Origin of the sequence: Mycobacterium bohemicum DSM 44277 (assembly GCF_001053185.1) — a bacterium.
Taxonomy (GTDB): Bacteria; Actinomycetota; Actinomycetes; order Mycobacteriales; family Mycobacteriaceae; genus Mycobacterium; species Mycobacterium bohemicum.
Genome location: NZ_CSTD01000004.1, coordinates 304,346 through 327,566 on the forward strand (window position 1 = coordinate 304,346; position 23,221 = coordinate 327,566).

General features: G+C 70.2%; 22 protein-coding genes and 1 pseudogene. 6 read left to right on the plus strand and 17 right to left on the minus strand.

The window, feature by feature from the left end; all coding sequences use genetic code 11:
• Positions 1-11 precede the first annotated feature (11 nt).
• The gene (locus BN971_RS18740) at positions 12-1,544 is read right to left on the minus strand and encodes a class I adenylate-forming enzyme family protein (RefSeq protein ID WP_170322197.1); all 1,533 of its coding nucleotides are present in this window, start codon (positions 1,542-1,544) and stop codon (positions 12-14) included.
• Between the two features lie 38 nt (positions 1,545-1,582).
• Between BN971_RS18740 and BN971_RS18745 the strand changes: the two genes are divergently transcribed.
• Complete coding sequence (locus BN971_RS18745; protein ID WP_170322198.1) at positions 1,583-2,413, plus strand: thioesterase family protein; 831 nt, start codon at positions 1,583-1,585, stop codon at positions 2,411-2,413.
• 5 nt (positions 2,414-2,418) lie between these two features.
• Here BN971_RS18745 and BN971_RS18750 read toward each other — a convergent pair whose 3' ends face one another.
• From BN971_RS18750 to dapB, 3 genes are read right to left on the minus strand one after another with little or no spacing between them, the layout of a single operon-like run.
• On the minus strand, positions 2,419-2,820 hold the full coding sequence (locus BN971_RS18750) for a flavodoxin family protein (RefSeq protein WP_169718603.1): 402 nt from the start codon (positions 2,818-2,820) through the stop codon (positions 2,419-2,421).
• A gap of 50 nt (positions 2,821-2,870) precedes the next feature.
• Positions 2,871-3,323, minus strand: a complete 453-nt coding sequence (locus BN971_RS18755; RefSeq protein ID WP_085181321.1) for a hypothetical protein — start codon at positions 3,321-3,323, stop codon at positions 2,871-2,873.
• On the minus strand, positions 3,320-4,057 hold the full coding sequence (gene dapB, locus BN971_RS18760; RefSeq protein WP_085181322.1) for a 4-hydroxy-tetrahydrodipicolinate reductase: 738 nt from the start codon (positions 4,055-4,057) through the stop codon (positions 3,320-3,322). The genes BN971_RS18755 and dapB overlap by 4 nt, the downstream gene beginning before the upstream one ends.
• A gap of 103 nt (positions 4,058-4,160) precedes the next feature.
• Between dapB and BN971_RS18765 the strand changes: the two genes are divergently transcribed.
• Positions 4,161-5,537, plus strand: coding sequence for an HNH endonuclease signature motif containing protein (locus BN971_RS18765; RefSeq protein WP_085181323.1), 1,377 nt, complete (start codon positions 4,161-4,163; stop codon positions 5,535-5,537).
• On the opposite strand, the gene BN971_RS18770 is transcribed toward BN971_RS18765, so the two are convergent.
• Both BN971_RS18770 and BN971_RS18775 read right to left on the minus strand, forming a co-directional pair.
• Positions 5,527-6,606 carry an NAD(P)H-dependent amine dehydrogenase family protein gene (locus BN971_RS18770; protein ID WP_085181379.1) on the minus strand — a complete coding sequence of 360 codons (1,080 nt, stop codon included), beginning with the start codon at positions 6,604-6,606 and terminating at the stop codon, positions 5,527-5,529. The genes BN971_RS18765 and BN971_RS18770 overlap by 11 nt on opposite strands.
• 5 nt (positions 6,607-6,611) lie before the next feature.
• A complete protein-coding gene (locus tag BN971_RS18775; RefSeq protein WP_085181324.1) occupies positions 6,612-7,610 on the minus strand; it encodes an aromatic ring-hydroxylating dioxygenase subunit alpha in 999 nt (332 codons plus the stop codon).
• Between the two features lie 148 nt (positions 7,611-7,758).
• On the opposite strand from BN971_RS18775, the pseudogene BN971_RS18780 reads away from it, so the two are divergent.
• Positions 7,759-8,299, plus strand: a pseudogene (locus BN971_RS18780) (TetR/AcrR family transcriptional regulator).
• 10 nt (positions 8,300-8,309) lie between these two features.
• Positions 8,310-8,822, plus strand: a complete 513-nt coding sequence (locus BN971_RS18785) for a GNAT family N-acetyltransferase (protein WP_139027146.1) — start codon at positions 8,310-8,312, stop codon at positions 8,820-8,822.
• Here the strand turns inward: BN971_RS18785 and BN971_RS18790 are convergent.
• From BN971_RS18790 to BN971_RS18810, 5 genes are read right to left on the minus strand one after another with little or no spacing between them, the layout of a single operon-like run.
• Complete coding sequence (locus BN971_RS18790; RefSeq protein WP_085181326.1) at positions 8,809-9,885, minus strand: PDR/VanB family oxidoreductase; 1,077 nt, start codon at positions 9,883-9,885, stop codon at positions 8,809-8,811. The genes BN971_RS18785 and BN971_RS18790 overlap by 14 nt on opposite strands.
• 4 nt (positions 9,886-9,889) lie before the next feature.
• A complete protein-coding gene (locus tag BN971_RS18795) occupies positions 9,890-10,801 on the minus strand; it encodes an alpha/beta fold hydrolase (protein WP_085181327.1) in 912 nt (303 codons plus the stop codon).
• A 14-nt stretch (positions 10,802-10,815) separates the two neighbouring features.
• Positions 10,816-11,724, minus strand: a complete 909-nt coding sequence (locus BN971_RS18800; protein WP_085181328.1) for a metal-dependent hydrolase — start codon at positions 11,722-11,724, stop codon at positions 10,816-10,818.
• A gap of 58 nt (positions 11,725-11,782) precedes the next feature.
• Positions 11,783-13,246, minus strand: a complete 1,464-nt coding sequence (locus BN971_RS18805; RefSeq protein ID WP_085181329.1) for a flavin-containing monooxygenase — start codon at positions 13,244-13,246, stop codon at positions 11,783-11,785.
• Positions 13,247-13,251: 5 nt separating this feature from the next.
• Positions 13,252-13,713 carry an SRPBCC family protein gene (locus BN971_RS18810; RefSeq protein ID WP_085181330.1) on the minus strand — a complete coding sequence of 154 codons (462 nt, stop codon included), beginning with the start codon at positions 13,711-13,713 and terminating at the stop codon, positions 13,252-13,254.
• A gap of 84 nt (positions 13,714-13,797) precedes the next feature.
• Here BN971_RS18810 and ald point away from each other — a divergent pair, with 84 nt between their 5' ends.
• Positions 13,798-14,913, plus strand: a complete 1,116-nt coding sequence (ald, locus tag BN971_RS18815; RefSeq protein WP_085181331.1) for an alanine dehydrogenase — start codon at positions 13,798-13,800, stop codon at positions 14,911-14,913.
• A 3-nt stretch (positions 14,914-14,916) separates the two neighbouring features.
• Here the strand turns inward: ald and bla are convergent, their stop codons facing one another.
• The 6 genes from bla to BN971_RS18845 all read right to left on the minus strand — a co-directional run bounded on the left by bla (position 14,917) and on the right by BN971_RS18845 (position 22,406).
• The gene (bla, locus tag BN971_RS18820; protein WP_085181332.1) at positions 14,917-15,783 is read right to left on the minus strand and encodes a class A beta-lactamase; all 867 of its coding nucleotides are present in this window, start codon (positions 15,781-15,783) and stop codon (positions 14,917-14,919) included.
• Positions 15,784-15,812: 29 nt separating this feature from the next.
• Positions 15,813-16,832, minus strand: a complete 1,020-nt coding sequence (locus tag BN971_RS18825) for a nitronate monooxygenase (protein WP_085181333.1) — start codon at positions 16,830-16,832, stop codon at positions 15,813-15,815.
• A gap of 6 nt (positions 16,833-16,838) precedes the next feature.
• Positions 16,839-18,209 carry a M16 family metallopeptidase gene (locus tag BN971_RS18830; protein ID WP_085181334.1) on the minus strand — a complete coding sequence of 457 codons (1,371 nt, stop codon included), beginning with the start codon at positions 18,207-18,209 and terminating at the stop codon, positions 16,839-16,841.
• Positions 18,190-20,517: a polyribonucleotide nucleotidyltransferase gene (locus BN971_RS18835; RefSeq protein ID WP_085181335.1), complete on the minus strand. Its 2,328-nt coding sequence runs from the start codon at positions 20,515-20,517 to the stop codon at positions 18,190-18,192. Before BN971_RS18835 ends, BN971_RS18830 begins: the two co-directional genes overlap by 20 nt.
• Positions 20,518-20,836: 319 nt before the next feature.
• Positions 20,837-21,106, minus strand: a complete 270-nt coding sequence (gene rpsO, locus BN971_RS18840; RefSeq protein WP_085181336.1) for a 30S ribosomal protein S15 — start codon at positions 21,104-21,106, stop codon at positions 20,837-20,839.
• 325 nt (positions 21,107-21,431) lie between these two features.
• On the minus strand, positions 21,432-22,406 hold the full coding sequence (locus BN971_RS18845) for a bifunctional riboflavin kinase/FAD synthetase (protein WP_085181337.1): 975 nt from the start codon (positions 22,404-22,406) through the stop codon (positions 21,432-21,434).
• A gap of 82 nt (positions 22,407-22,488) precedes the next feature.
• On the opposite strand from BN971_RS18845, the gene mntR reads away from it, so the two are divergent.
• Positions 22,489-23,193 (plus strand): manganese-binding transcriptional regulator MntR, encoded by a 705-nt coding sequence (gene mntR / locus BN971_RS18850; RefSeq protein WP_085181338.1) that lies wholly within the window; start codon positions 22,489-22,491, stop codon positions 23,191-23,193.
• Positions 23,194-23,221: the final 28 nt, after the last annotated feature.

The window sequence follows — 23,221 nt, forward strand, 5'->3', positions numbered from 1 at the left end:
AGGAAACTCGGTCATCGACGTGGGTCACCCCACTGCACCTGTGCGCGCAGGCTGCCCTTGAGCAGCTTGCCACCGGCGTTGCGTGGCAACGCCTCGCCGACCACCGTGACGTACTGCGGAACCTTGAAGTCGGCCAGCCGCTCCCGGCAGTGGTCCAGAACGGCGTCGACGTCGACATCGTCCGCGCCACCGAACAATACGGCCCCGACCTTTTCGCCCATGATCTCGTCGGGCACGGCCAGCACGCAGGCGTCCGCGACGGTGGGCGCGGCGAGCAGCACGGCCTCCACCTCGACGCTGGACACGTTTTCCCCGCCCCGGTTGATGATGTCCTTGAGCCGGTCGACGATGTACACCCGGCCGGCGTCGTCGACCCGCACGACGTCGCCGGTGTGCAACCAGCCGTCGACGATGCTGGCGGCGCTGGCTTCGGGCCGCTTCCAGTAGCCGGCAGTCACGTTGGCGCCGCGCGTCACCAGCTCGCCCTCGGCGCCGTCGTTGCCGAACGGAATCACCCCGAGGTCGACCGAGGGCACCGCGTACCCGACGGAGTCGGCGTGTTCGAGGGCATCGGAGTCCGGCAGGACCGTCATCAGCGACGCGGTCTCGGTCATCCCGTACCCGTTGAACACCGTCGCACCGGCGAACGCGTCCTTCACGGCCCGCACCAGCGTCGGCGCGATCGGCGCGCCGCCGTAGCCCACCCAACGGACGCCGGACACGTCGGCGTCGCGAAAGCCGTTGTGCCGCAGCAGTAACGAATAGATCGCCGGAACGGTCACCATGCTCGAGATGCGTTCGCCCGCCACCGCGGCGATCAGCTGCTCGAGGTTGAGCGCGGGCATGATGACCGACGCTCCCCCGACGCGGGCGGCCGCCAGAAGCTGTGAGTTGCAACCGGTCACGTGGAACAAGGGAACCGAGATCAGCGTGCGCATCCCCTCCCCGAGATCGCGGGGCAGCCCCATGCACCGGACCGAATTCTCGGTGTTCGTCAGGAACGCCTCGTGTGTCGTCGGCACGCCTTTGGGATGGCCGGTGGTGCCGGACGTGTAGAACAGCGCGGCGATGTCGGTGCGGCCGAGTTGTTCGGTCACGTAGGGATGCCCGTCGGGCAGCGGCGTTTCCGGCGCGAGATCCACGTGCGCGCCGGAGTCGTTCAGCACGAACTCGACCTCGGGTGGCGCGGAACGGGTGTTGCCCGCGACCGCCACACCTCCCGCCATCACGGTGCCCCAGAACGCCAGCACCCAGTCGATCCCGGCGGGACGGCGCACCGCCACCCGCTCGCCGGGTTTCAGGCCCGCCGCGCGCAGCCCGCCCGCCACCCGGGCGGCGCGGTCCCACAGCTGCCGGTAGGTCAGGCGGCCACCCCCGAGTTCGACCACGGCCTCGCTGTTAGGGCTGCGGTCGACGTGCCCGGCGAGCATGTCCAGCAACGTGTTCGGCAAGTCGTCGTAGCGCGGGATGCCGGCGAGGTCCCGGGACACTCCGGTCGTGGCGAAGGGGTTTTTGTCGCGGGGGATTTCGATCACTTCAGGCATGGCCGGTCCTAACTCTGCTCCTGGCCTATGGTGATGCGGTGACGACCGAGGATTCCGCCATCATGCCCGAGGCGTACTTCTCCGTCGACGGCGACTCCTACGTGCCGGGACCGATGACACGGGGACCCTGGGGCGCCGCGATGGGAGGCCAGATCGTCGGCGGGCTGTTGGGCTGGGGCATAGAACGATCCGGCATCGATCCCGGGCTTCAGCCCGCCCGCCTGACGGTCGACCTGCTGCGCCCGGTGCCGCTCGAGCCGGTGCAAATCCGGACGTCGGTGGTGCGCGAGGGCCGGCGCATCAAGCTCGTCGACGGCACCCTGGTGCAGGACGGGAAGGTGGTCGCGCGGGCCAGCGCGCTGTTCCTGCGCCGCGGCGAGCATCCCGACGTACGGGTGTGGTCGACGCCGGTGCGGATGCCCCCGCTTCCGGCGAACGCCGACGGCTTCCCGCCCGACATGCCTTTTCACATCTGGAGCTACGGCGCCGAGGTCGGCGAGGGCAGCCGCGGGATGGCCGAGTGGGAGCAGGCCGACAGCCAGAAGTTCGCCTGGACGAGGCTCTTTCGGCCGATGGTGCGCGGCCACCCGCTCACGCCGTTGGTCCGCCTGGCGTTCGTCGGTGATATCACGAGCTCCCTTTCGCATTGGGGCGCAGGCGGATTGCGCTACATCAACGCCGACTACACCGTCACCGCGAGCCGGCTGCCCGACGGCGAGTACGTCGGCCTCGCCGCGCAGAGCCACTACGGCACGCAAGGCGTCGCCACCGGCAGCGCCACGTTGTTCGACCGGCACGGCCCCTTCGGGACCGCCTCGGCGGTGGCCCTGGCCCAGCCCGCCGACGCCTTTGTGCCGTCGTATCTTTGAGGCGCTCACCCCATCAGCGTCGCGGCGACGGTGGCGCCCAGGTTCCAGCACGCCTCGAGATCGCCCCTGCCGGGCTTGCCCGCCGCCGTGACGGTCTTCACCGCCTTGACCCAACCCAGCCCGGCGGTGATGCCGTCGAGGGCGCGCTCGGCTCCCTCGGTGCCCTCGTTGCCGTGCAGGTAGGCCCCGAATGGACGCCCGCTGGTGGTGTCGAGGAGCTGGTAGTAGGCGCAGTCGAACGCGTGCTTCAAGGCGCCGGAGATGTACCCGAGATTCGCCGGAGTGCCGAGCAGGTAGCCGTCGGCCTCCAGCATCTCCACCGGCGACACCGTCAGCGCCGGGCGCCTGATGACCTCGACGCCCTCGATCTCGGGGTCCGTCGCGCCGGAGATCACCGCCTCGAGCATCTCCTGGCAGTGCGGCGACGGCGTGTGGTGCACGATGAGCAGCGTCTTGGTCAACGGCGCCCCTGCATTTGCACGGCCGTCTTCATTGCTTCCCGCGCGCGCCGGCGGTCACCCGCGTAGTCGTAGGCGCGGGCCAGCCGGTACCAGCGGCGCCAGTCGTCGGGGTCGCTTTCCACCTCCGTGCGCACCGTGGCGAACAACGCGTCGGCCGCGTCGCGTTCGATGCGTCCCGACGGCCGCCGCGGCAGCCCGCCGGTGTCGAGTTCCATTCCGTCCGCCGCGATCAGCCGGGCCAGCCTCTGGTGGGCGAACCCGGCCCGCAGCGTCTCGACCATGGCCCACAGCCCGATGACGGGCATGGCCAGCACCGCCAGGCCGAGGCCCACCGCGGCGGCCCGGCCAGACCCGATCAACGCAAAAGCCATGCGGCCCAACAGCGCAGCGTAGGTCAGCAGCGCCACGCACAGTAACGCGATCAGCAGCTGGATGCGCAGCGCTTTCATTGCAGGTCGAGCAGCGGCTCGATGCCCACCGTGAGGCCGGGGTGTTCCTTGATGCGCCGCACCGCCAGCAACACGCCCGGCACGAACGAGGTGCGGTCCAGGCTGTCGTGGCGGATGGTCAGCGTCTCCCCCGCGGTTCCGAACAGCACCTCCTGGTGGGCGACCAGCCCGGCCAGGCGAACCGAGTGCACCGGGATGCCGTCGATGTCGGCGCCGCGCGCACCGGGCAGGGCGCTGCTGGTGGCATCGGGATTGGGCGGCAGACCTTTCCGAGCCTCGGCGATGAGCTTGGCGGTGCGCGTCGCGGTGCCCGAGGGGGCGTCGGCCTTCTGCGGGTGGTGCAGCTCGATGACCTCCGCCGAGTCGAAGAACCGCGCCGCCTGCTTGGCGAAATGCATGGAGAGGACGGCACCTATCGCGAAGTTCGGCGCGATGAGCACCGACGCGCCGGGCGCGTCGGCCAGCCAGGCCCGCACCTGCTCGATGCGCTCCGCGGTGAAGCCGGTGGTACCCACCACGGCGTGAATCCCGTTGCCGATGACGAACTCCAGGTTGTCCATCACCACGTCGGGATGGGTGAAGTCGATGACCACCTCGGTGTCGCCGTCGGTCAGCAGGCTCAGGGGGTCACCGGCGTCGACCTCCGCCGACAGCGTCAGGTCGTCGGCGGCCTGCACCGCGCCGACCATCGTCGCCCCCACTTTGCCCTTGGATCCCAACACGCCTACCCGCATGGTTCTCACCCTAGACCGGGCGGTGTTATCCACAGTTGGGCATTCATCCACAGCCGCCCGGAGTTTCGTTGCCGGTGTCCCCGGGGCGGAATAGCATTCGAACATGCATTCGATTCCCGATCCGCCTGATGTGGCCGCCGCGCTCGATGCGCTGGACACGGCCGTCGCGCTGATCGGCGACCTGAACTTCGCGGCGCTGAGCCCCGCCGCCCGCTTGCGCACGCTGGAACGGATGGAGACGTCCCGGCGGCGTCAGGTTGCGATCGGTCACGAGGTGATCCGCGGGCTCGCGCAGCAAGAACCGGCCGAGGTCGGCGGTCCGGTCCACAAGGTGATCGCCGACTGGCTGCGGATCAGCTGCGCCGAGGCGTCCCGCCGACTGCGCGACGTCAAGCAGCTGTCGAGGCGACTGACGCTTACCGGCGAGGAATTGCCACCCGAGTTGCCTGCCACCGCGGAAGCCTGGCGCGACGGCATGCTCGACGGGCAGCACCTGCGAGTCATTCAGACGTTCGTCCGCGATCTGCCCGCGGACACTCCCGCCGCCGCGGTGGCACGGGCCGAGCGGTTCCTGGCCCGGCAAGCGACGCAGCTGCGGCCCGACCAGCTCGAGAAGGTGGCGCACCGGTGCGCCCTGCAGCTCAATCCCGACGGGAAGTTCTCCGACGCCGACCGCGCGCGGCAGCGCGGCTTCACCTGGTGCGGCCAGCGGGCCGACGGCATGAGCCTCGGCAAGCTGGTGGCGTCACCGGAGTTGCGCGCCGGCATCGATGCGTGGCTCGCCCGGTTCGCGGCCCCCGGCATGTGCAACGCGGACGACGAAACCCCTTGCGTGGAATCAGAACCCAGCGAGGAATCCGTGACGCGGGATTCGCGCAGCACCGCCCAGCGCCGACACGACGCGCTGGTCGCCCTCGTCCGCGGGCAATTGGGCGATCCGAAGCTGGGCACGCACAACGGGTTACCGGTGACGGTGATCGTTTCGACCACGCTCAAGGAATTGGCGTCGGGTGCGGGCCGGGCGGTGACGGGCGGCGGAACGCCGCTGCCGATGCGTGACCTGATCCGGATGGCCGCTCACGCCTATCACTACCTGGCCGTGTTCGACGATCACTCGAATCGGCCACTTTACCTTGGTCGTTCGCGGCGCATCGCCTCGCCAGATCAACGGGTCGTGCTCTACGCCAAGGACCGCGGGTGCACGCACCCGGGTTGTGACGCGCCCGGATATTGGTGCGAAGTCCACCATGTCGTCGACTGGGCGACCGGCGGGCCGACCGATGCCGACGCGCTCACCTTCGCGTGCGCGCCGCACCACAGGCTCGTCGACAAAGGCTGGCGGACAAGGAAAAACACCGTCGGGCGCACCGAATGGATCCCGCCGCCGCCGTTGGATCGCCGCGCGCGGACCAACGCGTATCACCATCCCGAGCGGATCTTCGCCGACGCGGATGACGAAGCGCCCGGCCTCAGATTTTGAACCGCCCCGCGAACCCGCGCAGCGGCAGGTCGGAGCTGGTGATGAGTCCCGGTGGCGCCGCCACCACCGAAGCGATCGACGCCAGCGCGGGCATGCCGGTGACGGTCATGCCGATGGAGGCGAAGTTGTCCGGGTTGGACAGGTCCACGCCGGGCCTGGGGAAGATCATGTGCTTGTTGTAGACGCACGGGTCGCCCTTGATCTGGGTGATGTAGCAGCCCTTGATGTTCCAGCTCGGGTCGGTGTGCGGGGTCATCTGCCATTCCAGGTGCGTCTCGACCCGCGGCACCCCGTCGACCATGCCCTGGTACTTGATGTAGTTGCCGCCCAGCGATCCCTTGGGCAGGGTGTACCAGCCGAGGTCGACGTCCTTGGTGCAGGCGCCCAGCTCGTAGCTGAACTTGACCTCGTCCAGCGGCAGGTCGAAGCAGTCGGCCATCATCAGGACGCTGTCGGCGAACACGCGAGTGTACTTCTCCAGCTTCCCGGGGATTTCGGGGTCGTCGACCGGCTGGCCGTAGCCCACCTCGATCCAGGTGTCCTTGGAGTGGTGGCAGGACACGTCGACGGACTCGATGGTGGTGACGTTCTCGATCTCGGCGACGTCGGCCGAACAGACCACGCCCAGGATCTGGTTGAGGCCGGGGTTCATGCCGGTGCCGTAGAACGTCGCGCCGCCCCTGTGGCATGCCTCGCTCAGCAGCTGAGTCACCGGCTTGCCCGACGGGTGCGGGTGGTTCTTGTCCCGGTGCCACCCGGTGATCCAGTCGGCGGTGGTGACGATGTTGATGCCGGCGTCGAGCACCTGTAAGTAGAGGTCCTCGTCGGGGAACACGCCGTGGAAGGTGAGCACGTCGGGCCTGGCCGCGATGATCTCCTCGATGGTGCCGGTGGCCGTCACGCCGTTGGGCTCGACGCCCGCGAGTTCGCCGGCGTCACGTCCCACCTTGTCCGGCGAATAGCAGTGCACCCCAACCAATTCGAGGTCCGGGCGGGCGGCGATCCGCTTGATCATCTCCTTGCCCACGTTTCCGGTCGCCACCTGGAACACGCGGATCGGTGCGTTCATGCCGGTCACCCTTCCTGGGATGCGTATGCGTCGGGGTAGAACTGCTTGGCCCAGTTGCGAATCGCGGTGAAACCCTCGTACTCGTCGGGGGCCAGCGCCGGGGGGTCGGAATACCGCTGGTGCGACCAGATCTCGATGTCCTGGCTGAACTGGCGGATGACTTCCTGGCCGAACTCGCGGGCCCTGGGTTCGGCCCGCGCCGGATCCTTGCCCGGAGTCCGGCCGATGTAGACCATGAACCGCACGTCGCAGGTGGAATCGTCGACGGGGGTGATCGCGGAGATGGTGCGGTTGTCGACCATGCCCCAGCTCTTGGTCACCGCGATCCCCAGGCCACCGTTGACGGCCTCCACTCCGCTGTTGACGTCCTCGATCTTCTGGCCGTCGTCGCCCTCGAAGGTGATCGTGAAGTCGACGAAGGACACCGCGCCGGAAAAGTCGTGGCGGGTGAACACCGGGACGATCGGGGTGTTGTGCACGTACTTGAAATGCGCGAAGTCCACGCCGTTCTCGAGCACGTACTGCGGGTGCAGTTCCAGCCGCTCGGCGTGCAGGCGCTGCTGGGGCCAGTAGTCGGCCGCGCTGCAGCCGTCGCCGAAGGCGCCGAACACGTCCGGCGCGTCGAAGTAGGGCTCCCGGCGCTGCACGTCGTGCCAGACGTACACCGACTCGTTGCGCTCCACGACCGGGTAGGTGCGCATGCGCCTGCCGCGGTTGGGGTGGTCCTGGTAGGGGATGCAGACGTTGCGGCCCTGCTGGCTCCACTGCCAGCCGTGGAACGGGCACTGCAGTACCTCACCCACGACCTTGCCGCCGTAACCCAGGTGCGCGCCGAGGTGCTCGCAGTAGGCGTTCATCACCGTGAGCCGGCCCGACTCGGCCCGCCACGCGACCATTTCCTGGTCGAAGTACTTCATCTTGTGGACGTCGCCCACGGCGATCTCGTCCGACCACGCCACCTGGAACCAGCCGGTCGGCTTCATCGACAGCGGCGGCTTAGCCATGCCGGGTGTCCTCCACGCGTAGGAATGATAGGCGGCCGGGCGGCAAAATCACAGTACCCTCTATGAAAACTGTTACGCTCGCCGGGTGACCAGGCCGAAAGTCGCCGAGCGGCGCCCCAACAAACGCGGTCACGCGACCCGCGAGAACATGCTCGAGGCCGCGCTGAAGTCACTGGCCTCCGGCGAGCCGGGCTCGGTTTCGGCCAACCGCATCGCCAAGGACATCGGCGCCACCTGGGGCGCCGTCCAGTACCAGTTCGGCGACACCGACGGGTTCTGGGCCGCCGTCCTGCACCGCACGGCCGAGCGGCGCGCCGCGACGTTCCGCGCGCCGGCGAACGCTCTATCACGGCCTTGCCTCACCCGATTCGCGCGCGATCGAAAACCTGCGGGCCGCGCTGCCCCGCGACCCCGGCGAGCTCGAGCGGCTCTACCCGCGCACCGCCGCGGAGCTGTTCTCCTGGGGCAGGAGCTGGCTGGAAACCTGCCAGAACGCGTTCGCCGGCCTCGCCGTGGATCCGGACCGGGTGCGCGAGGTCGCCGCCCTCATCCCCGGCGCCATGCGCGGGCTGGTGTCCGAGCGCCAACTCGGCTCGTACGCCGACCTCGACATGGCCAGGCGGGGCCTGACCAACGCGCTGGCCGCGTATCTGGAGCCGTCCCGAGTCACCCGCCGGGGCGGTCTCTAGCCTGAAGGGCGTGACATCCGGCGACATCACGATCCGCGCGGCCACGCCGGACGACTTCGCCCGCGTCGCCGAGGTGCACTACGCGGTGTGGCGGCGATCCTGGGCCGGCATCCTCATCGAACCCCTGCTGGACATCCTCGGCCCGGCCCGGCGCTGGGTCACCGACGTCTACCCGCAGAACCTCAACCGCCCGGGGTGGGCCATGTGGATCGCCGAATCGGCTGACCGCACAGTGGGTGTCACGATTTTCGGCCCCGACGCGGACGAGCCCGCGGCGATCCAGATCGACGCGCTGTACATCGCCGACGACCTGCAACGGCACGGCCTGGGCGGCCGGTTGCTCGGCGCGGTGCTGGACGCGCACCCGTCGGGCGAGGTGATCCTGTGGTGCGCCGATCAGAACGCGAAGGCGCGCCGCTTCTACGAAAAGAACGGGTTTCGCGCCGACGGGCGCACCCTGGACTGGGAGCCACTGCCCGGCGTCAGGGTGCCCCACGTGGGGTACCGGCTCAGCGGTCGATGACGATCCGGCCGCCGGGCGCCCGGGACACGCAGACCAGCATCTCGTCATCGCCCACGGCGATGCGTCCGCGGTGATCGACCTGTCCGCCAAGGACTTTCACCTTGCAGGTCCCGCAGAATCCCTGCCGGCACGAGTGCGGGGTCGTGGGGTCGCGGTCGAGCATCACGGCGAGCGCCGAACGATTCTCCGGGACGCTGAGCACCTGCCGCGACCGCGCCAGCTCCACCTCGAACGCAACGCCGTCGACGACCGGCGCCGGGCCGAACCGCTCGTAATGAAGTGGGGCGCCGGGAAACTCGTCGCGGGCCAGGCGCACGCTCTCCAGCATCGCGCCGGGCCCGCACACGTAGACGGCGGTCTGCGGCCCGGCGCCGGCCAGCAGCTGATCGACGCCGGGGAACCCGCCCCGCTCGTCGTCGGCCCACACCGTGACCCGCTCCGGGGCGAGGGACACCAGCTCGTCCAGGAACGGCATGTAGCCGCGGCTGCGCCCGGCATAGATCGCGCGCCAGTCGATTCCCCGGTGGCGGGCCACACGGATCATCGGCAGGATCGGCGTCACCCCGATGCCGCCGATGACGAAGAGGACGTCGCGCTCGGCTGTGCCGAGGTAGAACGCGTTGCGCGGGCCCTCGAATTCGCATGTGTCACCGGGTCGCAACGCCTCGTGCATCTCGACCGAGCCGCCGCCACCGTCGGCGATGCGGCGCACGGCGATGCGGTAGTCGGTGCGCCGCCCCGGCGGACCGCACAGCGAGTACTGCCGTCGCCGCCCCGAGGGCAGCACCACGTCGATGTGGCCGCCGGGCGTCCACGACGGCAGCAGGCCGCCGTCCGCGTCGGCCAGCGTCAGCGCCACGACGTCGGGGGCCACCAGCTCGCGCTCGGTGACCACCGCGCGCCGCGTGCGGCGCACCGGCTTGACCCGCTCCGGGTCCCACCGCGAGGTCCGGGCGAACAGCTCGAACCACGCCCGCAGGCCGACCATCCCCGCCCAGAGCCGGTCCCGGTCGCGGCGACCGTAGAGGTCGGCGGGCCTGCTGCGCCACATGCTCTCGGGCATGTCGCTATGCCCGTCTCGCGGCCGCGTCCCCGGCGTTGTGGTCGACCCACTCGGCGGTGAGCCGGGCGATGACGTCGGGGCGTGACGTCACCACCCAGTGCCCGCCCTCGATCGCGACCACCCGGCCGCCGGGCGGGATGGCGCCGGTGAAGCGCTGCAGGGCGGGCGTCACGAAGATGTCGTGGCGCGGCACCAGGACCTGGACGGCGACGGTGGTCTCGGGCAGCGGCGACCCCGGGAACAGCATCGCCCCCGGCATGTTCTGCCGGTAGAGGTTGAGCCCGTTGAGGTAGTCGCCGATGGACCGCGGCGTCGGGCGACGGCGGCTGCGGGCGCTCGGGCTGCCGATGCGTTCAAGCAGCTCAACGACTTTCACGCCCACCCGCGAGCGAAACGACAGTTCGGGCACGACCGGGCAGAGGAAGAAGGCGATGTACCCCGACGACATCAGCTGCCGGGCGACCTGGCCCACGGCGCGTGGGGTGCGCGCCGACCGCAGGAAGGCGCCGGCGTACCGCAGGTGCGGCCCCGAAATCGAGGTGAACGACGCGATTTTCGGTGTCATCGACACGTCGGTGACCGCCGCCCAGGTGGCGATCGAGCCCCAGTCGTGGCCGAGCAGGTGCACCGGCCCGGCGCCCAGGCTGTCGATCACCGCGCCGAGGTCGGACACCAGCTGCGCGAAGGCATACCCGGAACGCTTTGCGGGACGCGATGATTCGCCCGCCCCGCGGACGTCGTAGGCCACCACGTTGTAGCGATCGCCCAGGTGGGCGGCCACGCCGTCCCAGACGTGGTGGTTGTCGGGAAAACCGTGTATTGCCAGGATGGTGGGGCGCTGCGGGTCGATGTCGGTGTATCGGTGCACGGCCAGAACGACGCCGTCGGAGGCGGTGACGGTGGAGGTGGTCGGCATGTGTCGGCCGGGAGTCAGTGGGCGGCGCGCGCGGCGGGCGAGACGGCGAGGTAGTCGACCGCGAGCCCGACGCCGCCCAGCTGTGAGGGGTGAAATCCCGGCCGGTAGTAGTCGCCCACGGCCCGGACGAATCGCAGCGGGCCCGGGACCAGGCCGCGGCGCGCGGCGCGGAAGTAATCCCGCCACCGCGGCTTGGTCCCCCGCGGGAGGCACGGGTCGACGGTGTACAGGAAGCGGACCCCGCGGATCCACAGCAGGAAGATGGCGGGGGTGACGACCAGCTGGGCGCGGGTCCGCCGCCGGTACCCGGCCCGCAGGTGCTGCATGGTGTCGAAGGCCACGGCCTTGTGCTCGACCTCCTCGGCGCCGTGCCAGCGCAGCATGTCCAGCATCACCGGATGGGTGCCGATCGCGTCGTGCGCGGGCGAGTTCAGCACCCATTCGCCGAGGATCGCGGTGTAGTGCTCGATCGCCGACACCAGCGCGACCTGCTCCAGCAGCCAGCGGTGCTGTCGCCGCAGGCTCCACCCGGGCCGGGGACCCAGCAGCTTCTCGAACATCCAGTGGATCTGGTCGGTATAGGGGGTGACGTCGACGCCCTGGGCGGCGAAGTGGGCGAGCACCTTGGCGTGGGCCTGCGAGTGCACCGCCTCCTGCCCGATGAAGCCCTGCACGTCCAGCCGCAGCTGGTCGTCCTTGATCAAGGGCAGCGCGCGCTTGAACGCGTCGACGAAGTACTCCTCGCCCGCGGGCAGCAGCAGGTGCAGGACGTTGAGGATGTGGGTGACGAACGGCTCGCCCGGCACGTAGTGGAAGGGCAGCGTCGCCCAGTCGAAGTCGACATCGCGCGGTTCCAGGACCAGTCGCTCGTGATCCAGCGACGAGTCGTGCGGGCCGGCCGCCCGGTCGTCGACGGTGAACATGGCGCCCCCTCCCCATCGAGTGCTGGCAAGTATAGGACCCCGGCCCGGGACGGGAACCTCAGGCGGTCCTGACGTGCCGGCGCAGGTCGTACTCGGCCGGATCGGTGTTCGCCAGAATCGCGCGGTGCTCGGCCGGCGTGAACGGCCACACCTCGGGCACGCCGTCCTTGTTGAGGTACCAGCTGTTGCAGCCGGTGGTCCACACGGTGTCCGGCATCGCCGCGCGCAGGGTGGCGTTGAAGCTCTCGGCCGCCGACGCGGTGGGTTCCACGGTGTCGAACTCGCCGCGGCGCCACCGGTCGATCCAGCGCAGGATGTAGCCGGCCTGCGATTCGGCCACGGTGGTCAGCGCGAGGTTTCCCACCGGGCTGTGCGGCCCGAGCATCATGAAGAAGTTGGGAAAGCCGGGCAGCGCGACGGTCCGGTAGGCCCACGGCCCGTCGCGCCAGATCTCGTCGGCCGCGATCCCGTCGCGGCCCACGAGCCGCATCGGCCGGAAGAACGCGTGGGTGTCGAAGCCGGTGCACAGCACGACGACGTCCGCCTCGTGCAGGACGCCGTCGTCGGTGACGATGCCCCGCGGCTCGACGTGGTCGATGCCTGCGGTCACCAGCTCGACGTCGTCGCGCTGCATCGCCCGGTAGAAGCCGCTCGACATCACCAGCCGCTTGCACATCGGCGTGTAGTCCGGGGTCAGCGCCCGGCGCAGCTCGGGGTCTCGGATCTCCAGCAGGCTGGCGCGGCACAGCGCCGCCATGAATTTCCGGCGCAGCCCCGGCTTGACGAGCCCGGCGGCGAACGTGTCGAAGACGCCGCTGTAGGCCCGGTACGCCAGCCGGTCGAGCCACGGCAGCCGCCGGCGGGTCAGCGCGGTGAACCGGGTGTAGCGCGGGTTCGGCAGCCGCAGCACCCACTGCGCGGTGCGCTGGAACAGCAGGACCCGCTCGGCCACGCCGGCCAGCCCGCAGACCAACTGCACGCCGGTCGACCCGTTGCCCACGACCGCCACCCGGCTCCCCCGCAACGGCACCCGGTGGTCCCATCGCGCGGAGTGGAAGACGTGGCCGCCGAAGTCGTCCAGGCCGGCGATCGACGGCATCCGCGGGTGGTGCAGCACGCCGGTGGCCGAGATCAGGAAGTCGACCTCGTAGGCGGCCCCGGCGTCGGTGCGCAGCGCCCAGCGGCCGCCCTCGAACCGGGCGCTGACGATCTCGGTGCCGAACCGGATCCGGTCGCGCAGCCCGAAACGGTCGGCGATGCCGCGGAAGTAGCCCTGGATCTCGCCGCCCGGGGAGAACACGTGCGTCCAGTCCGGCTTCATGGCGAAGCTGTACTGATAGACGCGCGAGGGCACGTCACAGGTCAGGCCGGGATAGGTGTTGTCGCGCCAGGTGCCACCGACCTCGTCCGACTTCTCGAAGATCGTCACGTCGCTGATCCCGTTGCGCAGCAACGTGATTGCGACACACAACCCGGACATCCCCGCCCCGACGACGGCGACGGCCGGATCGCGCGTCGGCATCGGCCCTACCCGGCCTCGGCGCGCTGCTTGAGCCGCTGCAGCGTCAGCCGGATGTGTTCGGCGTTGGCGGCCGGCCGGTCGGCCACGCCGGTGGACTTGCCGGCCAGCTTGCGGAACCAGCCGGGTCTGCGGTCCCAGGTGCTCTCGGTGACGCGGCAGCCGCCGTCGGCCTCCTCGATGTCGTACTGCCACCGAGCAATCGGGATCACGGCGAACCGCACGTCGAACGCGAACCGGCGGCCGGGCTCGGCGTCGGTGACGGTGCAGGTGGTGTTCCAGCTCTTGGCGCCGTTCTCGTTGTGCCCGGTGAACACCGCGCCGGGGCGCACCGCGTCGCCCTTGCGCCACCGCATCGCGACCGCCTCCTCGGCCAGCGCCGCCAGGGTCGGCAGGTCGGTGACGAGGTCGTAGACGGCGTCCGGGCGCGCCTGGATCTCGACGGTGGCCGCGACACACGGATCGGTCATTGGAGGATCTTGAAGGATCCTGGCCAGCGCACGCAAGCCCCCGGGCCTACGCTGGATTCCGAACCTCAACCCCTAGGGGCACCCATGCGAGTAGGCGTTCCGACCGAGACGAAGAACAACGAGTTCCGGGTGGCCATCACCCCGGCCGGCGTCGCCGAACTGACCCACCGGGGCCACGAGGTGCTCGTGCAGTCCGGCGCCGGAGACGGGTCCGCCATCGCCGACGCAGAGTTCAAGGCGGCGGGCGCCGAACTGGCGGCCGGCCCCGAGCGGGTGTGGGCCGAGGCCGACCTGCTGCTCAAGGTCAAGGAACCGATCCCTTCCGAGTACGGGCTGCTGCGCGACGGCGGAGTCCTGTTCACCTATCTGCACCTGGCCGCGTCGCGCGCGTGCACCGACGCGCTGTTGGCTTCGGGCACAACGTCGATCGCCTACGAGACCGTCCAGGCCGCCGACGGGTCGCTGCCGCTGCTCGCCCCGATGAGCGAGGTCGCCGGGCGGCTCGCCGCCCAGGTCGGGGCCTACCACCTGATGAAGACCGAGGGCGGCCGCGGCGTGTTGATGGGCGGGGTGCCCGGCGTCAAGGGCGCCGACGTGGTGGTGATCGGCGCCGGAACGGCCGGCTACAACGCCGCTCGGGTCGCCGCCGGCATGGGCGCCGCGGTCATGGTCTTCGACGTCAACATCGCCAGGCTTCGGCTGCTCGATGCGGAGTTCGGCGGCCACATCGGCACGCGGTACTCGTCGGCCTACGAGTTGGCCGGCGCCGTCAAGCGCGCCGACCTGGTGATCGGCGCGGTCCTGGTGCCCGGCGGCAAGGCCCCGACGCTGATCCCCAATTCCCTTGTCGCACAGATGAAGAGCGGGGCGGTGCTGGTGGACATCTCGATCGACCAGGGCGGCTGCTTCGAGGACTCCCGCCCGACCACCCACGACCGCCCTACCTTCGCCGTGCACGACACACTGTTCTATTGCGTGGCGAACATGCCCAGCGCGGTGCCCAAGACGTCGACGGTGGCGCTGACCAACGCGACCATGCCCTACGTGCTGGAAATCGCCGACAAGGGCTGGCGGGCGGCGTGCCGATCCGATCCGGCTCTGGCCCGAGGCCTTTCGACCCACGCCGGGGCCCTGCTGTGCGAGCGGGTGGCCGCGGACCTGAACCTGCCGTTCACCGACCGGGCGAGCGTGTTGGCCTGAGACTCAGCCGTTTCCGGTGAGCCACGGCAGCACCGTGCGGGTGACCTCCGCGATCAGCGGCCGCAGCGGGTCGGCGTTCTGGTCCGGCGCCTGCGAGCGGGTCATCAGCGACAGCAGCACGCGCTGGCCGTCGGGCCCGTAGGCGATGCCGACATCGTTGGTGCTGCCGTAGTCGCCCGTGCCGGTCTTGTCCGCGGTGGTCCAGCCGGCCGGCAGGCCCGCCCGCATGGTCGACGTCACGTTTGCGCGCATCCAGTCCTCCAACTGACGGCGCCGCGGCTCGTCGAGAACGGTTCCGGTCAGCAGGCTTTGGATTCCGCCCCCGAACGCCCGCGGCGTGCTGGTATCACGCGGGTCGCCGGGTATCGCCGTGTTCAGGTCGGTCTCCCAGCGATCCAGCCTGGTGCGGTCGTCTCCGATGGAGCGGGCGAACTCGGTGATCGCGGGCGGCCCGCCGATCGCCCGCAACAGCAGGTTGGCGGCGGCGTTGTCGCTGCGCTGCAGGGCCGCCGCGCACAGCTGCGCCAGCGGCAGCGGGTGGCCGGCCGCCGGCGCGGTCACCGGGGAATTGGGCAGCAACGTCGCGGGATCGACGAAAACGGCTTGCTGCAAATCCAATTCGCCGCGCTGGGCCATCTGCAGCACCCGCGCGGCGGCGTAGGCCTTGAAGGCCGAGCACATCGCGAACGGATCCCCGTCGCGGTGTGCGAGGCTGCGCCCGGTGTCGATGTTCAGGGCGTAGACCCCCACGTACGCGCCGTACTGCCGCTCCAGTTCGTCGAGCCGGTCGAGCGGGGCGGGATCCGGGAGGGCGGCGGCCCGCCCGCGGGCGGTCAGAGCGGGGGCGGTGAGGGCGAGCGACAACAGCATCCGACGGCGCGTCAGCGGCGGCACCGGCGTCAGTCGACGAGGCCGGCGATGATGTCGGCCGCCGGTCCCGGCTTTGCCTGCCGGAACGCCGTCCCGGCCCACAGCTCCATCCCGTTCGGGTCCTCCAGGGCGGCGGCCGCGCGCCGGATCGGCAGCGTCATCTGATCGACCTCCGGGTAGCCCAGCGGGGCCACGGTGTCGAGCATCCGGGTGAACTCGTTCTCCAGCCCGCGCGCGTACCGGCCCGAGAAGGCCCGGGAGACGATGGTCTTGGCGAAGAGCTGGTTCTTCATGGCCGTGCGGTGCCCGGGATTGGTGCCGGCCTCGTCGGACAGCAGCAACGCGGTGCCGACCTGCGCGGCGACCGCTCCCCTGCGCAGCACTCCGGCCACGTCCTCGGCGGTGGCCAGGCCGCCCGCGGCGATGATCGGGACGTCGCGGTGCGACCGGTGGATCCGGTCGATCAGCTCGTGCAGCGACTCGTTTCCCGGGTCCATGTCCGGCGCGAACGTGCCGCGGTGCCCGCCCGCGTCGGGGCCCTGCACCACCAGGCTGTCCGCGCCGGCGGCGATCGCCACCCCGGCCTCGTAGGCGGAAGTCACGGTGATCATCACGAGCAGGCCCAGCGCGCCCAGGCGCGCGATGACGTCGGGCGACGGCACCCCGAACGTGAACGACACCAGCTCGGGCCGCACGTCGGACACCACCTCGAGCTTGCGCTCCCATTCGTCGTCGTCGAACTCCGGGCGACCGACCTCGACCTGGTAGTAGTCGGCGATCTCCTCGAGTTCCTCGGCGTAGTAGTCGAGCTGAACCCAGTCGGCGACGCTGGGTTGCGGCACGAACAGGTTGACGCCGAGCGGGCCCGTGGTGGCCGCGCGCGCCGCGGCGATGTCCTCGGCGAACTTGTCCGCGCTGACGCAGCCGCCCGGGATGAACCCGAGGCCGCCGGCGTTGGAGACCGCCGCGGCCAGCGCCGGGGTGCCCGGGCCGCCGGCCATCGGCGCGCCGACGATGGGCACCATGATGTCCCAGAAGCCGAGTACCATGGGCAGCTAATTTACCATCGCCCGAAGTTGTTGGGGCAGTGATCGTTTCGAGGCATAGGGACCGAGGACGGCGGCGCCGTAGCGCTGGCTCAGCAACCGCCGGGCCACCGCGTTGACCTCGTCGAGGGTCACCTCGTCGATCCGCTTGAGCGTCTGCTCGATGGTGCGCTGGGCGCCGTAGTTCAGTTCGTTGCGGCCCAGGCGGCTCATGCGGGAACCGGAATCCTCCAGGCCCAGCACCAGCCCGCCGCGCAACGAGCCCTTGGCGATCCGGCATTCGGCCTCGGTGATGCCGTCGCGCGCCACCTTCTCGAGCACCTCGGCGGTCACCCGCATGACCTCGGCGAACCGCTCGGGCAGGCAGGCGGCGTACACCGAAAGGGCGCCGCCGTCGGCGAAGACGTCCAGTGCGGAGTAGATGGAGTACGCCAGCCCGCGAGACTCCCGAACCTCCTGGAACAGCCGGGAACTCAGGCCGCCGCCCAGCGCGGTGTGCAGCACCGACAGCGCCCAGCGATGCGGCGACGTCCGCCCGGGCGTGCGCACGCCCAACAAGACGTGCGTCTGTTCGGAATCGCGGTTGCCCAGCGTCAGCCCGGGGCGTCCGGTGATCCGTCCGGCGCCCTTGCGGGGGGCGACCGCCCGGCGCCCACGCACCAGGTGCGGCCGGAACTGCTCGCGCACCAGCGTGACGACCTCGTCGTGGTCGACGTTGCCGGCGACCGCGACGACCATCCGCTCGGGGGTGTAGCGCCGCACGTGGAAGGAGTGCAGCTGGGCCCGCGTCATCGCCGACACGGAGCGCGACGTGCCGATCACCGGGCGGCCCACCGGGTGGTCGCCGAACAGCGCCCCGAGAAACATGTCGCCCAGTGCGTCCTCGGGGTCGTCGTCGCGCATGGCGATCTCCTCGAGGACGACGTCGCGTTCGACTTCGACGTCCTCGGCCGCGCAGCGACCGTTGAGCACGACGTCGGCGACGAGGTCGACGGCCAGTTCCAGATCGCTGTCGAGCACGTGCGCGTAGTAGCAGGTGTGCTCCTTGGCGGTGAACGCGTTGAGCTCGCCGCCGACGGCGTCCATCGCCTGGGCGATGTCGACCGCCGAACGGGTCGGGGTGGACTTGAAGAGCAGGTGCTCGAGGAAGTGCGCCGCCCCGGCCACCGTGGACCCCTCGTCGCGGGAACCGACGCCGACCCACACGCCGACCGACGCCGACCGGACCGCGGGCAGGTGCTCGGTGACCACCCGCAGCCCGCCCGGCAGCGCCGTGCGCCGGACGGCCTTGTGGTCGGGGTTCAGTCCGGCGATCGCCTTGCCCCGATGCAGGGCGGCCGGAGGATCAGCTGCCGGCTTCCTAGACTGAGCTGGCGGCATCGGCTGGCGCGGCCTCCTGCGGAGCCCCGGCATCGGCGGGGGCCGAACTTTCCGTCGAGTCGCCTGAGTCCGGGGCGTCGGCCGAGTCTTCTTCGGCCACCAGCACCAGCGAGATCTTGCCGCGCTTGTCGATGTCGGCGATCTCGACCCGCAGCTTGTCGCCGACGTTCACGACGTCCTCGACCTTCGCGATCCGCTTGCCCCTGCCGAGCTTCGAGATGTGCACCAGCCCGTCGCGCCCGGGCAGCAACGACACGAACGCACCGAAATCGGTTGTCTTGACCACTGTTCCGAGGAACCGCTCGCCGACCGTCGGCAGCTGCGGGTTGGCGATCGCGTTGATCTTGTCGATCGCGGCCTGCGCCGAGGGGCCGTCGGTGGCGCCGACGAACACGGTGCCGTCGTCCTCGATGGAGATCTGCGCGCCGGTCTCCTCGGTGATCGCGTTGATGACCTTGCCCTTGGGGCCGATGACCTCGCCGATCTTGTCGACCGGCACCTTGATGGTGGTCACCCGCGGCGCGTACGGGCTCATCTCGTCCGGCGCGTCGATGGCCTCGGCCATGACCTCCAGGATGGTGAGCCGGGCGTCCTTGGCCTGGGCCAGGGCACCCGCCAGGACCTGCGACGGGATCCCGTCGAGCTTGGTGTCCAGCTGCAGCGCGGTGACGAAGTCCTTGGTGCCCGCGCACTTGAAGTCCATGTCGCCGAACGCGTCCTCGGCGCCCAGGATGTCGGTCAGGGTGACGAAGCGGCGCTCGGTGGCCCCGCCTTCGGTCTCGACGTCGTCGGACACCAGGCCCATCGCGATGCCGGCCACCGGCGCCTTGAGCGGCACGCCGGCGTTGAGCAGCGCCAGCGTGGACGCGCAGACCGACCCCATCGAGGTCGAGCCGTTGGAGCCCAGCGCCTCGGACACCTGGCGGATGGCGTACGGGAACTCCTCGACGCTGGGCAGCACCGGGATCAGGGCGCGCTCGGCGAGCGCGCCGTGCCCGATCTCGCGCCGCTTCGGCGAGCCGACGCGGCCGGTCTCGCCGGTGGAGAACGGCGGGAAGTTGTAGTGGTGCATGTAGCGCTTGGACGTTTCGGGCCCCAGCGAGTCGATCTGCTGGGCCATCTTGACCATGTCCAGCGTGGTGACGCCCAGGATCTGGGTTTCGCCGCGCTCGAACAGCGCGCTGCCGTGCGCCCGCGGGACCACGGCGACCTCGGCGCTCAGCGCGCGGATGTCGGTGATGCCGCGGCCGTCGATGCGGAAGTGGTCGGTCAGGATGCGCTGGCGGACCAGCTTCTTGGTCAGCGAGCGGAACGCGGCGCTGACCTCCTTTTCGCGGCCCGCGTAGGTCTCGGCGAGCCGCTGGGCCACCTCGGCCTTCAGCTCGTCGGTGCGCGCGTCGCGCTCGGCCTTGCCGCCGATGGTCAGCGCCTTGGCCAGCTCGTCGGTGGCCACCGAGGCCACCGAGTAGTAGACGTCCTCGCCGTACTCGGGGAAGACCGGGTAGTCGGCGGTCGGCTTCGCGGCGGCGTCGGCCAGCTCCTGCTGGGCGGTGCACAGCGCCGCGATGAACGGCTTGGCCGCCTCGAGGCCCTCGGCCACCACGCTCTCGGTCGGCGCCTGCGCGCCGCCCTCGACCAGCTCGATGACGTTCTCCGTGGCCTCGGCCTCGACCATCATGATGGCCACGTCATTGTTTTCGGGGCTACCGCCCCGGTCGCCGACGATCCGGCCGGCGACCACCATGTCGAACACGGCCCGCTCGAGCTGCTCGACGGTGGGGAAGGCGACCCAGGTGCCGTCGATCAGCGCCACCCGCACACCGCCGACCGGGCCGGAGAACGGCAGGCCGGAGATCTGGGTGGACGCGGAGGCGGCGTTGATGGCCAGCACGTCGTACAGGTCGTTGGGGTCCAGGCTCAGGATCGTCACCACGACCTGGATCTCGTTGCGCAGCCCGCTGACGAACGACGGCCGCAGGGGCCGGTCGATGAGCCGGCAGGTCAGGATCGCGTCGGTCGACGGGCGGCCCTCCCGGCGGAAGAACGAGCCCGGGATACGCCCGGCGGCATACATCCGCTCCTCGACGTCGATGGTCAGCGGGAAGAAGTCGAAGTGCTCCTTGGGGCTCTTGCTGGCGGTGGTCGCCGAGAGGAGCATGTTCTCGTCGTCGAGGTAGGCGACGACGGCGCCGGCGGCCTGCTGGGCCAGCCGGCCGGTTTCAAAACGGATGGTGCGGGTGCCGAAGCTCCCGTTGTCGATGGTGGCGGTCGCCTCGAACACGCCTTCTTCAATTTCTGATACAGACATCTGCGTCCGTACGGCCTCTCTGGTATTCGGCTTTTTCGCGACATCACGCGCAAGCAACCCGAGAGCAACCCTGAAGAGCGAAGTCTGAATGCGGCTACGGCCATCGATCGAAGCGGCCGACCTGCCCCAGATCCGGAGAGCCCGGCTGCCACTACCGAGGACCGCCCGAGTCAGACTGGGCTGCCCCTGCGGACGTGCGTAGTGACGCGCTGGAACGGCACACGCGGATCTGCGCGGACCGCACCGTTTGCTCGGGCCGAAACGGCCCAGAACGGTCCCACTCTACACAAGAAGGGGCGGCCTTCTCGCACGAGTGGGGTCAGCGGCGCAGGCCGAGGCGCTCGACGAGCGAGCGGTAGCGCTCGACGTCGACCTGGGAGACGTACTTGAGCAGCCGACGGCGGCGCCCCACGAGCAGCAGCAGCCCGCGCCGGGAGTGGTGGTCGTGCTTGTGCACCTTGAGGTGCTCGGTCAGGTCGGCGATCCGCTTGGTGAGCAGGGCAACCTGCGCCTCCGGGGAACCGGTGTCGGTGTCATGCAGGCCGTAGGTGCCCAGGATTTCTTTTTTTTGCTCGGCTGTCAGAGCCACGAAAATATCTCCATCGATCGGTCCGCGAGGATTGCGTATCAGGGCGCGGCCACCGCGAACCGCAGCACGCGCCGATGTCGTCCGGCAGTTTAGCAGCGGTGACGCCCCCGGGCACAAACGCGGCAGCCTGCCCGGACGCCCGCGTCTCGCCTCGGCCGTCACTCGCGTCACGCGGGCGGAAGGGATGTCCGAAGTGCCCGCCTCATAGCGACAATCGCCGCGGGGTGACCCGCAGGCCGAAACTTGTCGCTATGAGGCGGGCACATCGGGTGCCGCCCGGCGCAGAGGCTGGTGTGACGGCTGTGACTCGCGGTGTCGGAGCTTGTCAGCCGGCCGCCAGCAGCGCGCGGGCCCGCTCGGTGTCGTTGCCCATCGCGGTGACCAGGTCGTCGATCGAGTCGAACTTGACCTGACCGCGGATGCGCCCGACGAAGTCCAGCGCCACGTGCTGGCCGTACAGGTCGGCCGTGGTGTCCAGGACGAAGGCCTCCACGGTGCGGGTGCGCCCGGAGAACGTCGGGTTGGTCCCGACGGACACCGCGGCCTGATAGCGCTCCCCCGGGATGACGGATCCGGTCACCGGGCCATGGCCGAGCACGGTGAACCACGCCGCGTAGACGCCGTCGGCGGGGATCGCCGAGTACATCGGCGGCGCCACGTTCGCGGTGGGAAAGCCCAGCTCGGCGCCCCGCCCGTAGCCGCGGACCACCACGCCCTCCACGCGGTGCGGCCGCCCGAGCGCGTCGGCGGCCGCCAGCACGTCCCCGGCGTCCACGCAGGACCGGATGTAGGTGGACGAGAACGTCACGGTCTCGTTGCTGTGGTGCTCGGACAACAGCGACATCGACTCCACCGCGAAGCCGAACCGCTCGCCGGCCCGGCGCAGGGTGTCGACGTTGCCGGCCGCCTTCTTGCCGAAGGTGAAGTTCTCGCCGACCACCACCTCCACCACGTGCAGGTGTTCCACCAGCAGTTCGTGGATGTAGCGCTCGGGGGTGAGCTTCATGAAATCGGTGGTGAACGGCATCACCAGGAAGACGTCGATGCCCATGTCCTCGACGAGCTCGGCGCGGCGGGTCAGCGTCGTCAGCTGCGCCGGATGGCTGCCCGGGTAGACCACTTCCATCGGGTGCGGGTCGAACGTCATCAGGACGCTCGGCACGTTGCGGGCGCGCGCGGCTTTCACGGCGTGCGCGATCAGCTCGGCGTGGCCGCGGTGCACACCGTCGAACACGCCGATGGTGAGCACGCACCGGCCCCAGTCCGTGGGGATCTCGTCTTGGCCGCGCCACCGCTGCACGAGGGAAAGCCTACGACCCCGGGCCGCCCGATGGCGCGCGCGATGCGCCGGATGAGGCTTGGGTTGCCTAAACTTTCTGGTTGTGAGGGCTGACGACGAGCCCGGCGGACTCACCGCTGTCGGCCAGGACTACCTGAAGGTCATCTGGAATGCCCAGGAGTGGTCCCCGCAAGGGGCACCGCAGCGGGTCAGCACCAAGATGCTGGCCGAGAAGATCGGGGTGTCCGCCAGCACCGCCTCGGAGTCGATCCGCAAACTGGCCGAGCAGGGGCTCGTCGACCACGAGAAATACGGCGCCGTCACCCTGACGCCGGCCGGCCGGCGGGCGGCGCTGGAGATGGTGCGCCGCCACCGGCTGCTGGAGACCTTCCTGGTCAACGAGCTCGGCTACGCCTGGGACGAGGTGCACGACGAGGCGGAGGTGCTCGAACACGCCGTATCCGACCGGCTGGTGGCCCGCATCGACGCCAAGCTGGGATTTCCCCGGCGCGACCCGCACGGTGACCCCATCCCGGCCTCCGACGGGCAGGTGCCCACGCCGCAGGCCCGCCAGCTGTGGGCGTGCGCCGACGGCGAGACCGCGACGGTCGCCCGCATCTCCGACGCCGACCCGCAGATGCTGCGCTATCTCGCCGGGGTCGGCATCAACCTCGACTCCAGGCTGCGGGTGCTCACACGCCGCGAATTCGCGGGGATGATGTCGGTGGCGATCGAGTCGGCCAAGGGCGCGGATACGAGGGTCGATCTGGGCAGCCCGGCAGCGCTGGCGATCTGGGTGGTCGCCTAGCCCAGCACGGCGATCGCAAGCGCGGCGA